Here is a 14,084-nt window from a genome sequence, read left to right on the forward strand (position 1 = left end):
CATGAACGAGAAGCCGATCAGTTTTAGCCATAACTGTCATCTGCTTGCCGTACGCGACAGCCCGGCCGAACTGGATGTCCTGGCCTTTGAGGGACAAGAGCATCTCAGTAAGCCGTTCAGTTATCGCATTGAGTTTACCAGCCCTGATCATGGCATCACCCGTAACACAATGCTGATGAAGTCAGCCTCCCTGACGCTCCAGGCCCCCGTGGCGCAGGGGCTTGGCATCACGCTTCAGCAGCCAGTTCGGGTGGTGCAGGGGGTAGTGACGGCGTTCGAGCGTTTCAGCACCTCGAAAGATCAGACGCACTATGCCCTGACACTCCAACCCCGGCTGGCCCTGCTTGATCGCTCGCGCCAGAACGCCATTTACCAGGATATGTCGGTACCGCAAATTGTGGAGAGCATCCTGCGTGAGCGGCACAACATGCGCGGACAGGATTTCCTGTTCTCATTGACGCGCGAATACCCACGCCGCGAGCAGGTGATGCAGTATGGCGAGGATGACCTGCACTTCATTACCCGCCTGTTGGGGGAGGTGGGGATCTGGTTCCGCTTTACCACCGATACCCGCCTGCATATCGACGTAGTGGAGTTTTATGACAGCCAGCAGGGGTATCAGCCTGCGCTGACGCTGCCCTCGGTGCCGCCCTCCGGGCAGCATGACCGGGGCGTGGAGGCGGTCTGGGAGATGAAAAGCCACCATCAGGTGGTACAAAAGCAGGTGAGTACCCATGACTATAACTACCGTCAGGCGACAGAGGAGATGAACGCCCGGGCGGAGGCCCCCGGGGATGACGTGACCACCTACGGCGAAGCCTACCACTGGGCAGATAACTACCTGACGGCAGGAGCAACCTCCACACCAGAGAGCGGTGCTTTCTATGCCCGCCTGCGGCATGAGCGCTACCTGAACAATCAGACCCAACTGAGCGGCGTGACAAGTTACGTGACGCTGTCACCCGGACAGGTATTAAAGGTGGCTGGCGGCCATGAAGTCGCCGATGTTTTCAGCCAGGGCGTACTCATCACCGGCGTGATCCGCTCTGCGCGGCGGGATAGGGAGTTGCTGATCCATTTTGACGCCATGCCTGCAACCGCTGACTACGGCTTCCGGCCCGAGCCGGGCGCGCGTCCGGTCATGGCGGGCACTTTGCCCGCGCGCGTCACCAGTACCACAGAAAATGATCTCTATGGCCACATCGATAAAGCGGGCCGCTACCGTGTCAATATGCTGTTTGACCGGCACAGTTGGAAACGCGGCTTTGAGAGCCTGTGGGTACGCCAGTCACGCCCCTATGCTGGCAATACCTACGGCCTGCATCTGCCGCTACTGGCTGGCACCGAAGTCGCCATTGGTTTTGAGGATGGCAACCCGGATCGGCCCTACATCGCGGGTGTGTTGCATGACTCCGTTCACCCGGATCACGTCACTATCCGAAACTACAAGCGCAATGTACTGCGCACGCCAGCGAACAATAAAATCCGGTTGGATGATACGCGCGGTCAGGAGCACATCAAAATATCCACCGAGTACGGCGGCAAAAGTCAGCTGAATCTTGGGTACCTGGTAGACAGCGAAAAACAGCAGCGCGGGGAGGGATTTGAACTCCGAACAGACGCTTGGGGTGCCATCCGGGCCGAGAAAGGGCTGTTCATCAGCGCTGATGGGCAACCTGCTGCGCAGGGTAAGCAACTGGAGATGCAACCTGCGATCAGCTTACTGAAAGGCGCATTGAATCAGGTCACAGAGTGGGGAAGCATCGCTGAGACACACCATAACGTTTCGCCAGAAAGAGCCCCTCTTGGTAGGTTGGTACATAACGCCAGTCAGTTGAAAGGCGCGGCTTTACTCATGTCGGCACCGGAGGGCGCGGCTGTCGTCACCCCGGAAAGTACCTTGCTGCACAGCGGAAAAGGACTCTATCTGCAAAGTCTGGGCGAGGTAAACATCACCTCGTCGCAGCGTTACTCCGTGAATGCCAGCCAGGCCATCTCCATGCTGGCACATAAGGAGGGATTGCGGCTGGTATCAGCAAAAGGGCCGCTGGCAGTGGAGTCTCATGCAGATACGCTGACCCTCACCTCATTAAGTGATGTCACTCTCCAATCTACACAGGGGCACATACAGCTCACAGCCAAAAACGGTATCACGCTAGGTTGTGGCGGTGCCTATATTCGCTTAACGCCACAGGGTGAAATTGAAATTCATGGGCCGGGTCTATTAAGCCTGAAAGGACTACACCGATTGGCCGGCCCTGCCAGCAATAATTTCCCGCTACCGGATTTGCCGTCATCCATCTGTAAAGAGTGCATGAAACGCGCGCAACAGCGAGCGCAAGGCTTTGTTGTAAGAGGAGAGTAATAATGGGAAACAGTGCACTCTGGTTGGATAAGCTTCTTCGCGCCTGTCAGGAAATGACACTAGATTATATTGATATCATCATTGACCAGTGTGGCGTGGACTTCTCCGTTATTCCTGCCCTTAAGGGCTTCTCGGCTGAAATGATTTGGGGTTCTCTGTATGAGGGCTTGCCTGAAGATATATATCAAGAAGATGCACCTTTATTAATGCGTATTGAGCTTACAGAACAGCAACAAGTTCGTTGGCTTTATGAGTTGGCACACGAAACTTCACAACACGCGCCATTAATGGCAGTTGGCTCGTTCTGGCAATTTTCTCCGCTTAAGACATGGTTAAAAAATTGCGTAAAGGCCGAGCTAGAAGGGCGGGAAGGAATTTTCCGCTTCTGGGATGCTCGTGTTTTCCACTACTATTTTTCCACCATTCTGGATCAAAAAGAGCAGGATCAGTTGCAGCAGCCCGCAGCGTTTTGGAGTTGGATGAACAGAGATGGTGCCTTTGAATTTTTTGAAGGCAAAGGGCGCACTGTCGACGAAAATATGCCTCAACCGCATATCACCTTTAGTGATGCACAGTTTGAGAAAATGTTGTGCCTGAGTGATGCAAAGAGATTACTGAATGCCAACCCCTCATTAAAAGCATCCTTTCCAACCAAAGAGGACGCTTTTTCTGCATGTTGCCATGCCATGTTGGCAGCAACACGTGAAGGCATACTCTTCGAAGAGGCACGAGACACGTGGGTAATTAACCTGTTATCCCAAGATAAAGATTATGCAATCAAATAGAAGGTGGGTTCAGTGAGATTATTAAAAGTGAGTGTAATAGCATTGTCATTTTTACTGAGCGGTTGTGGTTCACTTGTTAAGCATATGGAAGGATGCTATCGGGAATATTATGAAGGAACAAGTAAGTCAATAGAATTAGGCTATTATGTATTTTTTTATATGGCTTGATGTGCCATTTTCTGCTGCTCTGGATACCTTGACGTTACCTATTGATGCTGTCTGTGTCGCAACAAATAATTAAGTAATAGGGAAAAGCATGAAGACAAAAATTTCAGGTGTGCTGTTCGTGGCACTCCTGCTAACTGGCTGTAGCCAGCACACCGTGCAGGCCGAAACGGGTGGCGGAGGTGGTGGAATAATTGAAGCCATCAACCATACCAAATGGGCAATTAACCACTTCAGCGTTAACGGTCAGTCAGGCATTGATGCAATTGGCCCCTTTGATGGCGGCGGAGGCGGCTGCTGCTATGGTGTGCCAGGGCGTTGGAAACCGGGAATGACGGTAAGAATTGATTGGGAGAGCGGTGAGGCCTCTACTGAAGGTTTCCCGGGCTTTGCGGATTCAGAAAAATATGAAGCTTGGTATGAAAAAATGAGTGCGAATAATCGCCAGCACAGTAAAACCGTACCTGTCCCTGACTATACCGGTCAGGAGGTTTGTGGCATTACCGTGCACTTCCTGCCGTGCGATGATGTCAAAGTAACAACAAGTTGTTTCACTTATGGTAGTCCCTCTTATCCCATCAAAGAAAAATTAAGGATGGAGGAGCCAAAGGTCTGCCCATAAGCATAAGAAGATTATTTTACGCTGCATCGTCATGCTAATAAACGCAAGCCTTAATTCGTCAGTTTAATTAAGATATTATTTAAATAACGCAATGAAAATAATCCGGACTTAAATATGAAAATAATTCTAAGTTGTATCTTGCTGGCCGTAATTTTATTGGCTGGCTGTAGCCAGCACACCGTGCATGCAGATACAGGCGGCGGTGGCGGAACGATCAGGGCCATTAACCACACCAAATGGGCGATTAACCACTTCAGCGTTAACGGCCAGTCAGGCATTGATGCCATTGGCCCCTTTGATGGCGGCGGAGGTGGCTGCTGCTATGGCGTGCCAGGGCGTTGGAAACCGGGGATGACGGTAAGAATTGATTGGGAAAGTGGTGAATTTTCTACTGAGGGTTTTCCGGGGTTTGCAGACAGAAAAAAATATTTAGCCTGGGTAACAGAGGTGAGTGCGAATAACCGCCAGCACAGTAAAACCGTACCTGTCCCAGATTATACCGGTCAAAAAATTTGTGGCATTACCGTGCATTTCCTGCCTTGTGATGATGTCAGAGTGACAACCAGTTGTTGGGCACCAAATCATGAAAGTTATCCGGTTAAATTGCCGCTTAAAATGGAGGAGCCAAAAGTATGCCCGAAAGGGTAAGAAGTTATTCATCATCGCGTCACTCTCTAATAAATTCACAGCGCAAAATATCAGTCTCATTGAATGAGTAGTAATTATCTAAATAAAAATTAAACAACCCGGACTTAAATATGAAAATAATTCTAAGTAGCACCTTGCTGGCCGTAATTTTACTGGCTGGCTGTAGCCAGCACACCGTGCACGCAGATACAGGCGGCGGTGGCGGAACGATCAGGGCCATTAATCACACCAAATGGGCGATTAACCACTTCAGCGTTAACGGCCAGTCAGGCATTGATGCCATTGGCCCCTTTGATGGCGGCGGAGGCGGCTGCTGCTATGGCGTACCTGGGCGTTGGCGGCCGGGAATGACGGTAAGAATTGATTGGGAAAGTGGTGAATTCTCAACTAAAGGTTTCCCTGGCTTTGCTGATTATGAAAAATACGAAGCTTGGTATAAAAAAATGAGTGCGAATAACCGCCAGCACAGTAAAACCGTACCTGTCCCAGATTATACCGGTGAGGAAGTCTGTGGTATCACCGTGCATTTCCTGCCTTGTGATGATGTCAGAGTGACAACCAGTTGTTGGGCACCAAATCATGAAAGTTATCCGGTTAAATTGCCGCTTAAAATGGAGGAGCCAAAAGTATGTCCGAAATGATGCATCAATCAGTTTGGTATCCACCCGCGTTTCCTGTTGAAGGCCGATTACCCTCCTATGCGGATCTGGTCGGGAAAAACTGCCATCAGCAAGAGAGCCAGGAGCGCAATTATCGTAATGAGCTGTGTGAGCGTCAGGGGCGTATTGTGGAGCCTCCATGCTGCAAAACACTGCATATCAGTTTATTCTTTGATGGAACCGGGAATAATTTAAATAACGATCTCTACCGCTCAGAACCCAAACACCCCACCAATATTGCCAGACTATTCAGGTCTACCATTGGTAGCGGCTCTGCGGGCGGGGTTGTTGGCGGTGAAGAGCTATTTGATCAAAGCGATATGGTTTTAGGGAAATATTTTAAATACTATATTCCTGGTGTGGGTGCCCCTTTCCCGGAAATTAATGATCTGGACTACTCCACTTATGGGTTGGCATTTGCCGATAGGGGCGAGGATCGTATCAATTGGGCACTGCTGCGTATTGTAGATGCATTGCAATTTTCCCTGAAAAGAAAATGGATAAGCAATAGTAAAAGTCGCGATTCAATAAAAAGAATGGGCACCTCCAAAGCATCCTTTGGTCTGATGGGCAGTTACAACCGGCATGAAGAGTTTACCAACCAGTTAAGAAATCTAAATAAAGACTCCGCGTTAAAAATTGCCCTGACACAGTCGGAGCCGGGGAAGTCAAGATTGCTGGGTATCAAGCTCTATATCTATGGATTTTCACGGGGGGCGGCAGCGGCCCGCGCCTTTGTCACATGGTTGAGTGAGTTATTACCCCAACCTGAAAATGGCGGCAAAGCGGAGCAGTGCTTGTAGGTCGATGATGTCAAAATCCCACTAAGTATAGAGTTTCTTGGCCTGCTGGAGACGGTGGCCTCAGTTGGGGTGCCGCATATCGCACCAATAGCGGAAGGGCATATGGCCTGGGCAGATGGAAACCAGGCGTTACCGGATGAGCATACCTATGGCGGCTTGATTAAACACTGCGTGCATCTGGTCTCTGCCCATGAGCAGCGACTCTGTTTTCCATTGGACTCCATTCGCCGCAGCAATGGCCAATATCCAGCCAATAGCATAGAAGTTATCTATCCGGGGATGCATTCAGATATTGGCGGGGGATATCCACCAGGGGATCAGGGCAAAGCCATTTATTTAGATAAAAGCGATAGCCAACTGCTTTCACAAATTACTCTGCATGATATGTATTGTCAGGCTTTTAATTCAGGAGCACCATTTAAGGTGCCAGATGAAGCTTTACCGGATAATTTAAGTAAGGATGAATGGCGAAAATTTCCATTGGATGTTTTAAGGGAATATGCAATTAATGCCACCCTTATTAATCGCTTTAACGCATGGCGTGAGCTGACCTTAAAGCAGCCAAAAGATACAACGCCTGTTACAGAGCAACAGGCCTCGGAGTATCGCCCACTCCGATCTGGCCTCACGCTGGAGAAGGAGCTTGAAAATCAGCTGGCATGGATCACCGCCTGGCGAATTGATCGCTATGCGAAATCCACCCTGCTGAAAATGCCCTTCTATAAAAATGCCACAAACGATCACGACGATCCTGCGAAATTGGACACATCTAAAGTCCGACGTGAACTTGATCAGGGTGCGGTCAGAGCACGGCGTGAGAATGCGCTGGCAAGTATGTCTGCGGAGGAGGCGAAAGAGGCCGTGCTGGAACCCGGAGTGAAAGACTTTGATCCGGATCTCGCCAAGACCCAGCTCCTTCAGGCAGCACATGAATTTGGCGAAGATTATAGAAACGTCTCCCGTAAGCCCACCAGCTTCCCACAGATTATATTTGAGAATATTCCTCAGCATGCAATTTATTTATTGAACAGCGACGATGAGCCTAAAGAGTACTACCAAATGAAAGCAGCGGGCGATGAAAAGGTATCCATCCTTTTTCCCGCCCAAGGGGAGGCCAGTAATGCAGACACGCCTGCGGGACTGGTCAGGGCGCTTTTTGATGATCAGGTGCATGATTCCCGAGCCTGGTTTATGCACTACTCCTTCGGTTGTCGTGAGCCATTTGGCAGTTACTTCCGCTACCGCATGGTCTATTTCGGGAGCGAATGTAATAAGGCACTGTCGCCATTGACCATAGCCGGCAATGTTGTGGGCGCAGCGACATTGGTGGGGGGCGTCATATTCAGCTTCAAACAGAAAGGGAATGCCGAGAAACTGGCAGGTCTGGTAGGCACTGTTGGCGCGTATACGTTGGAGGTTAAGGCCATGGACTATATCACGGGCCAATCTATCCCTCAAACGCCTGATGCCGCACAGCTGACCGCATTTACCACCAAACCCGGCCTGTTGATGGCAACAGAGACCGCCAAAGTCAATGAGCTGAAATTGGCCAGGGCAAAAGCCGTGATCCGCGCAATAAATAAAACATCACTTGAGATGAGCCATACCTGAATAGGAAGAGAGGATGAAACAGATAATTCGTCAGGGCGATACGTTGCGGGAGTATGGCGGCAAAGTATTGGAAGGACACGCCCTCTGTTTTGGTAAAGGAGTCGCGGTTAAAGGTGATGCCGTTAAATGCTATGAGCATGGCATGACCACCATTATTGAAGGCAGTGCGTTGTCTGAAATTGATGGTAAGCCTATTGCCTTGCATGGGCACCGCTGCGCCTGTGGGTGCACATTGGTGAGTTCGCTCGCTGACTGTGGAGTTGAACAGTGAGACCGCTGCCTAAATTCCCACACTGGCGAACGGCAACGCCCCCGGACGCCAAAAAGTGGCTTACAAGCGGGGCAGTGCTAAATCTGCTGGCAGGGGGCGGCACTACGTTACTCCAAAAAGGGGTAAAGGATGGCGGCATGATTTTTGCTGCCATGCTCTTCACGTTGGCGATCACCGGCACACTGTGGTTATGCCGCCTGATTTATTACCGGGTGTCGGTGCATCACTGCATCGTCTGGGACAGTGAAGTAGAGCGTGAATGCAATATCTGGTGGGAGAAACATCAGAGTTTGTTGGCTTTCAATGAAATATGTCTGATGGGGCCGTCGGGGTGCCATGCGCTCGACTGGATACGGTTATTACGCCGCGAGCAGCGGACGCCCGCTGTCAGGCAGGAGGCCGGTGGTAGAACCTTACGCCTTGCGCGCACATTTTCTGCGGATGTGTCTGAGCGCGAGCAGCAACTGGCTTACGCACTGGTTCTGCAATGGCAAAAGGAGCACCAGGGGCCGGTTCCTCCCTTGGCCGGTTGTTTCTGGCTCGGCAGTGATGATGCCTGGCGGGTATTTTGCTCACAGATGAGCATCTCCTTTCCAGACGCCCTATTGCCTGCCTCTGCAGAGCCTTGGCAGGGGGAGGCCACGCTCTCCCGCATTGCTGCATCATTGCGTGCTGATGAGCAGCAGCACTTTCTGGTGGCTGGATGTCGTTCATGCCCCCCAGCACATGATAGCGCGTTGCCTGCCGGTGAGTCCGCGGTGCTTTGGCTTATCGGCGCGAAGGGGGATGTCGTCATGCCCCGCGGCGAGGTCTTTGATGCTTCGGCCAATGAAGCGCTCAAGGAGGTGTGTGAACGTGCCGTCAAGCAAAGCGGCCTTGAAGTTGCACCGGATGACTGTCTTCTGTTTGCCCATGCTCATCTGCCTGCACTGGCTGGCTGTAGCTGGAATATCAACCAACATCATCAGGACAACTATTGGGGCGAGGTGGGTGATATGGAGCCATTGGTGGTTATTTCATTGGCAGCAATATTGGCCCGGCAGCAGAACCAGCCATGTGGCTGGATAGCCCCTGATCCTCAACATACTTTTGCACTTGGAATTGTTAAGCCTCATGGAAAAGGATAAACCCAACGCACCACGTCCAAGCATCTCTATAACCCCCACGGGGATGCTCGTTATCACCGTACTCACTCTATTCATATTAATTGCTGGGCTGTTGTATTGGCTTTTTGCCGAACACGCCACCACTGACTGGTCCGTTATTCGTTCACTGTTAATCGTGTGCGCGATTAGCTGGATTGCGCTGGCATGTTTATCGATGCTGATTTTTATAGCCAATCAATTATGGATAAGGAATCGTGTCAAAAGAGGTGCAAATAGCGCGGGTGAAACATCAGAAATAAAGCGTACCCAAGCCCAGCCAACGCTGAATTATAGTATTGCCACTTACCTACGTAAGCGTTACCGGACAGGTTGGCGCAGGAAAGTTCGGATCTTGCTGATTACCGGCGATGATAACGCCATTACGCTGCTGCTACCGGATTTGCGTGCCAAACAATGGCTAGAGGGGCGCCGTACCGTCCTGATCTATGGCGGTACGCTGGCGGGTGACGTGGAGGTGGAAAAATATGCGGCTCTGCGCAAGTTACGTCGGGGCCGTCCATTGGATGGAATTGTGCGCGTGCTTGGTGAGGAGCAGATCCTGACGCCGCAACTGAGTGACGGCGATTTACGTGGGTTGGAGAAAATTGGCGAAGTGTTGCACTACCAACCGCCTGTCTATCTATGGCAGCTGTGCGCCAGCGTCTGGCCGCAGGCGGAGCGAGTGCAGCAAGCCGTGGGGGCGACGTGGCCGGTTCGGGCAACGCCGGGCGACATAGAAAAACAACTTCGCACATTGCTGCCGTCGTTGCGCGCGCAGGGACTGGCACAAGTTGCTGAACATCTTGCCCACGATTTTTTGTTGCGCCTTGCCCAGCAGCTTGAACAGGGCGGGATTGAGGGTTGGAAAAACCATCTGGCACCCTGGCTATATGTGTCACAGCAGCGTGTTCCGTTGCGCGGCCTGATGTTCAGTCTGGCAGAGCCAGTGCCACTGCCGGAACAAGTGGAGAGGGCAGTGGCACCGGCTGTGCCCTCCTCGTCGCACGCCCTGGCGCTCCCTCTCTCCTGGCAAGGGGTAATTGATGACTGCGCCCGCCTTCGTGGCCGCCGGGTGGGCATGGCATGGGAAAGGGCCTGTGCAACGGCGATGATGGTGGCAATGGGGGTAGGGTGCGCTGGCTTGCTGATCTCGTTTATGGCGAACCGGGCACAGATTGTCTCGGTGGCCGATAAAACCCAGGCACTGATAACGCAGCGGGCAGTCACCGATGGGCAGCTTACGGCCCTGCACGCATTACGCAATGATGCCGGCCGGCTGCAACATCAGCTCCAGCACGGCGCGCCTTGGTATCAGCGTTTTGGCCTGAATCATAATCAGGCACTCTTGAACGCCATGCTGCCTTGGTATGGCGTGCTGAATAACCGTTTAATACGGGATCCCGCAGAGAAGGCGTTAAGGCAGAGGCTGACTAAGCTGGCAAACCTGCCGCCCGAAAGTCCGTTGCGTGCGGAACTGGCCAAGCCGGGTTACGACCAGTTGAAGGCATGGCTGATGATGTCACGCCCGGATAAAGTGGATGCGGCGTTTTATGTGCAAACCATGCAATCCGTACAGCCGACTTATCCAGGGATCTCGACCGCCTTATGGCAGAGCCTGTCACCGGATCTCTGGGCTTTCTCGATTACGGAACTCTCCCACCAGCCGCAGTGGAAAATTACGCCAGACATGGCGCTGGTCTTGCACGTTCGCCAGATACTGCTGCAACAGATTGGCCGCCGTAACGCAGAAAGTACGCTGTACGAAAACATGCTCAAATCGGTGCGGCGCAATTTCGCGGATGTCACGTTGGATGACATGACCAACGGAACGGACGCCCGGCGGCTATTTGCCACCAATGAGATCATTCCGGGGATGTTCACCCGTCAGGCATGGGAGGGTGAAATTGAACAGGCGATTGAAAAAGCAGCTAACTCACGGCGTGATGAAATTGATTGGGTGCTGAGTGACAGTAAGCAACGCCTCTCCTCGGAGGTCTCGCCGGAAGCGCTGAAGGCACGGCTTAGGGAGCGCTACTTCACTGACTTTGCCGGAAGCTGGCTCAACTTCCTGAATAATTTGCGCTGGAATCCAGCCAATAATATTGCCGATGTCACAGACCAGCTGACATTGATGAGCGATGTGCGCCAATCCCCCCTGATTGCTTTGATGAATACCCTGGCCTGGCAGGGACAGGCTGGGCAAAAAAACGCGAAATTGGCGGAGTCTGTCATCAAATCGGCAAAAGAGTTGATACAGGGCAGTGATAAGCCGGTTATCGACCAGAGCGTTGCAGGGCCAGCCGGGCCGCTGGATGAGACATTTGGCCCACTGCTGACTCTGATGGGCAAAAACAAAGCCGAGAGCGTAATGTCAGCGGACAGCAGCCTGAGTTTGCAGACCTACCTGACGCGGATTACCCGCGTCAGGCTGCGCCTGCAACAGGTCGCCAATGCACCAGACCCCCAGGAGATGATGCAGACCCTGGCGCAGACGGTATTCCATGGAAAAAGCGTTGACCTGACTGACACCCAGCAGTACGGCAGCCTGATTGCCGCCAGCCTTGGTGAAGAGTGGAACGGATTTGGGCAGACGATGTTTGTACAACCGCTGACGCAAGCGTGGGAAACGGTGCTGCAACCCTCTGCCGCCAGCCTCAATGACACATGGCATCGGGCGATTGTGAATCATTGGCAGACGGCGTTTGAGGGCCGCTATCCCTTTGCGGTCAGCAAAAGCGAAGCCTCATTGCCGATGCTGGCGGAATTTATTCGCAAGGATACCGGGCGCATAGAGCGTTTTCTGGCGCAGGAGCTGGGAGGCATTTTGCATAAAGAGGGCAGCCAATGGGTGCCAGACAGCGCCCATAGTCAGGGGTTGACCTTTAATCCCGCGTTTCTCAGTGCGATTAACCAATTGAGTAAGTTATCGGACATTCTGTTCACCGATGGCAATCAAGGCATCAGCTTCGAGCTTCAGGCGCGGCCTGCGGCAAATGTCGTGGAAACGGAGCTGACCATCGACGGGCAGAAATTACACTACTTTAACCAAATGGCCGACTGGCAGACTTTCCGCTGGCCAGGAAATACCTATAAACCCGGCACTATGCTGACCTGGACACCCCTGGATGCTGGCGCGAAATTATTGGGGGATTATACCGGTACTTGGGGTTTTATTCGTTGGTTGGAGTCAGGCAAACGCCAGCCGCTGGATAACAGCCAGTGGATGATGAATTTTATTACGCCAGAGGGGGAGACCCTGCAATGGGTATTACGTTCGCAATTGGAAAACGGCCCGCTGGCGCTATTGCAGCTTCGCAAATTCACTCTGCCAGCAGAGATTTTCACTATTGCCATGGAGAGCGATTTGCAGTTGCCGGAAGATAATATGGAAAGTAACAAGCAAGAGGGAGAAGAGTAATGGTGTCATTACAAAATTTAATTATTGCCTGTCAGAAAGATAAAGGGCAATTAATACAGCAGGCCATCACCCAGTGTGAAAAATGGGAGCGTTGGCTTATGCCTGTGAGTGTTCATTATCCTACCGGGGAAGATCCTGCCTATCAGGATGACTTTCAACGTATCCGCGAAGAGTTAAATAAACTGACGGGTACTGATGCCGGGCTAATTTGTACCCTGGCTGAGAAACTGCTGACCGGCGTAAGTAAAGATCTGCGAGTCGCCACGTTTTATGTATGGGGACGCCTACATCAGGAGGGCGAGGCCGGGTTGGCGGAAGGGTTGACGCTGCTGGCGAGCCTGCTACAGCGCTTTACGGTACAGCTGCATCCGCAACGCGAGCGTAGCCGCAAAGCGGCATTGGAATGGCTGTGCAGTGACCGCATCCTCAATAGCCTGTCGCTGCACAGTGACGCCAATCTCGCCACGCTGCAACGTATCACCGGCGCGCTGTTACTGATTGAGCAGGTTATGCAGTCGCTGCCACCCGAGGAGCGTCCCCAGTTCTCTGCCCTTTATCAGGCGTTGGAAACCCGGCAGTTACCGCGCGGCAGCCTGAGTAATCCCGTATCAGACGCTGCGAAAGAGGCGCAGTCCTCTACGGCGTTGGCCGATTTTACCCCGGTCGCCTCAACCGTAGACTCCGCAGGCGCACTGCTCAATCAGGTCAGGATGCTGGCGAAGTATCTCCAGGAGCAGCAAGATGGCTGGCTGGCGGCACACCATCTGGTCAAAAGCGTCCGCTGGGATACCTTGACGTCGCTTCCGCGGCTCAATGCCAGTGAATTGACGCATATCCTGCCACCCAAAATCGAGCACCGCGCCCATCTCAAGCGCCTCTATCTGGAGCGCAACTGGGCAGAGTTGCTGGTACAGGCGGACAGCTTTTTTGCCCAAGGAAGAAACCACCTGTGGCTGGACGTGCAGTGGTATCTCTGGCAGGCGCTGATTGGCATGGATAACAACCGTGTGCGGGCCGACATTATTTGCAGGGATATGAAAGGGTTACTTACCCGTCTGCCCGGTCTGGAGGAGCGGCTGTTCAATGACGGATCGCCTTTTGCCGACGAGGTGACGCAGCACTGGATCCACGAGCACGTCCTGAATGACATGCCCCTCTGGAAAGATGAGCCGGCAATGGCAGCGCTGCCCGCCGCGGATGAGATCCTTGGCCTTGAACCGGAGATGCTGGCGATGGCGGACAGCGATGGCATTGAGGCCGCGCTCAGCTGGCTCCAGTCGCGACCGGGCATGACATCGCCCCGCCATCAATGGCTAATGCGCCTGCTGATGGCCCGCGTGGCGGAGCAGCATGGCAAACATGAGATGGCATTGCATCTGCTGGGGGATCTCGATACGGCCGCGCACTCCCTGACCCTCTATCACTGGACGCCGGATCTGATATTTGAGATCAAAGCCCGCCGCCTGAAATTATTGCGCTTGAAAGCCAGCCGCAATGACGCGGAGAAAATCCATCTACAACCAGAGATGGATACGCTGCTGGCTGGCCTGATTGCGCTTGATCCAGCACGTGCGGCCATATTGTGTGGATAA

The 14,084-nt window shown here is 52.7% G+C and carries 9 protein-coding genes and 1 pseudogene; all 10 read left to right on the plus strand.

What is annotated here, in order from left to right; translation table 11 throughout:
* Window position 1: 1 nt before the first annotated feature.
* The 10 genes and pseudogenes from ACK3SD_RS08380 to tssA all read left to right on the plus strand — a co-directional run bounded on the left by ACK3SD_RS08380 (window position 2) and on the right by tssA (window position 14,084).
* The gene (locus tag ACK3SD_RS08380) at window positions 2-2,365 is read left to right on the plus strand and encodes a type VI secretion system Vgr family protein (protein WP_481127435.1); all 2,364 of its coding nucleotides are present in this window, start codon (window positions 2-4) and stop codon (window positions 2,363-2,365) included.
* 2 nt (window positions 2,366-2,367) lie between these two features.
* Window positions 2,368-3,150 (plus strand): toxin Tle1 chaperone Tla1, encoded by a 783-nt coding sequence (gene tla1, locus ACK3SD_RS08385; RefSeq protein ID WP_481127436.1) that lies wholly within the window; start codon window positions 2,368-2,370, stop codon window positions 3,148-3,150.
* 256 nt (window positions 3,151-3,406) lie between these two features.
* Window positions 3,407-3,937, plus strand: a complete 531-nt coding sequence (gene tli1a / locus ACK3SD_RS08390) for a Tli1a family immunity protein (protein ID WP_481127437.1) — start codon at window positions 3,407-3,409, stop codon at window positions 3,935-3,937.
* A 114-nt stretch (window positions 3,938-4,051) separates the two neighbouring features.
* Window positions 4,052-4,585: a Tli1a family immunity protein gene (gene tli1a / locus ACK3SD_RS08395; RefSeq protein ID WP_481127438.1), complete on the plus strand. Its 534-nt coding sequence runs from the start codon at window positions 4,052-4,054 to the stop codon at window positions 4,583-4,585.
* 110 nt (window positions 4,586-4,695) lie between these two features.
* Window positions 4,696-5,226 carry a Tli1a family immunity protein gene (gene tli1a / locus ACK3SD_RS08400; protein WP_481127439.1) on the plus strand — a complete coding sequence of 177 codons (531 nt, stop codon included), beginning with the start codon at window positions 4,696-4,698 and terminating at the stop codon, window positions 5,224-5,226.
* Window positions 5,214-7,658, plus strand: a pseudogene (locus tag ACK3SD_RS08405) (T6SS phospholipase effector Tle1-like catalytic domain-containing protein). The gene tli1a (ACK3SD_RS08400) and the pseudogene ACK3SD_RS08405 overlap by 13 nt, the downstream one beginning before the upstream one ends.
* A gap of 13 nt (window positions 7,659-7,671) precedes the next feature.
* Window positions 7,672-7,929, plus strand: a complete 258-nt coding sequence (locus ACK3SD_RS08410) for a PAAR domain-containing protein (RefSeq protein ID WP_481127440.1) — start codon at window positions 7,672-7,674, stop codon at window positions 7,927-7,929.
* Window positions 7,930-8,066: 137 nt separating this feature from the next.
* On the plus strand, window positions 8,067-9,056 hold the full coding sequence (locus ACK3SD_RS08415) for a hypothetical protein (protein ID WP_481127441.1): 990 nt from the start codon (window positions 8,067-8,069) through the stop codon (window positions 9,054-9,056).
* Window positions 9,043-12,492, plus strand: coding sequence for an ImcF-related family protein (locus ACK3SD_RS08420; RefSeq protein WP_481127442.1), 3,450 nt, complete (start codon window positions 9,043-9,045; stop codon window positions 12,490-12,492). Before ACK3SD_RS08415 ends, ACK3SD_RS08420 begins: the two co-directional genes overlap by 14 nt.
* Complete coding sequence (gene tssA, locus ACK3SD_RS08425; RefSeq protein ID WP_481127443.1) at window positions 12,492-14,084, plus strand: type VI secretion system protein TssA; 1,593 nt, start codon at window positions 12,492-12,494, stop codon at window positions 14,082-14,084. The genes ACK3SD_RS08420 and tssA overlap by 1 nt, the downstream gene beginning before the upstream one ends.

Source organism: Chimaeribacter sp. YP20170169, from assembly GCF_056739715.1.

What these genes read in the sequence shown, in the direction of transcription:
- ACK3SD_RS08380 (WP_481127435.1), top strand. Translation starts at nt 2, where the DNA reads ATGAACGAGAAGCCGATCAGTTTTAGCCATAACTGTCATCTGCTTGCC.
- tla1 (WP_481127436.1), top strand. Translation starts at nt 2,368, where the DNA reads ATGGGAAACAGTGCACTCTGGTTGGATAAGCTTCTTCGCGCCTGTCAG.
- tli1a (WP_481127437.1), top strand. Translation starts at nt 3,407, where the DNA reads ATGAAGACAAAAATTTCAGGTGTGCTGTTCGTGGCACTCCTGCTAACT.
- tli1a (WP_481127438.1), top strand. Translation starts at nt 4,052, where the DNA reads ATGAAAATAATTCTAAGTTGTATCTTGCTGGCCGTAATTTTATTGGCT.
- tli1a (WP_481127439.1), top strand. Translation starts at nt 4,696, where the DNA reads ATGAAAATAATTCTAAGTAGCACCTTGCTGGCCGTAATTTTACTGGCT.
- ACK3SD_RS08410 (WP_481127440.1), top strand. Translation starts at nt 7,672, where the DNA reads ATGAAACAGATAATTCGTCAGGGCGATACGTTGCGGGAGTATGGCGGC.
- ACK3SD_RS08415 (WP_481127441.1), top strand. Translation starts at nt 8,067, where the DNA reads ATGATTTTTGCTGCCATGCTCTTCACGTTGGCGATCACCGGCACACTG.
- ACK3SD_RS08420 (WP_481127442.1), top strand. Translation starts at nt 9,043, where the DNA reads ATGGAAAAGGATAAACCCAACGCACCACGTCCAAGCATCTCTATAACC.
- tssA (WP_481127443.1), top strand. Translation starts at nt 12,492, where the DNA reads ATGGTGTCATTACAAAATTTAATTATTGCCTGTCAGAAAGATAAAGGG.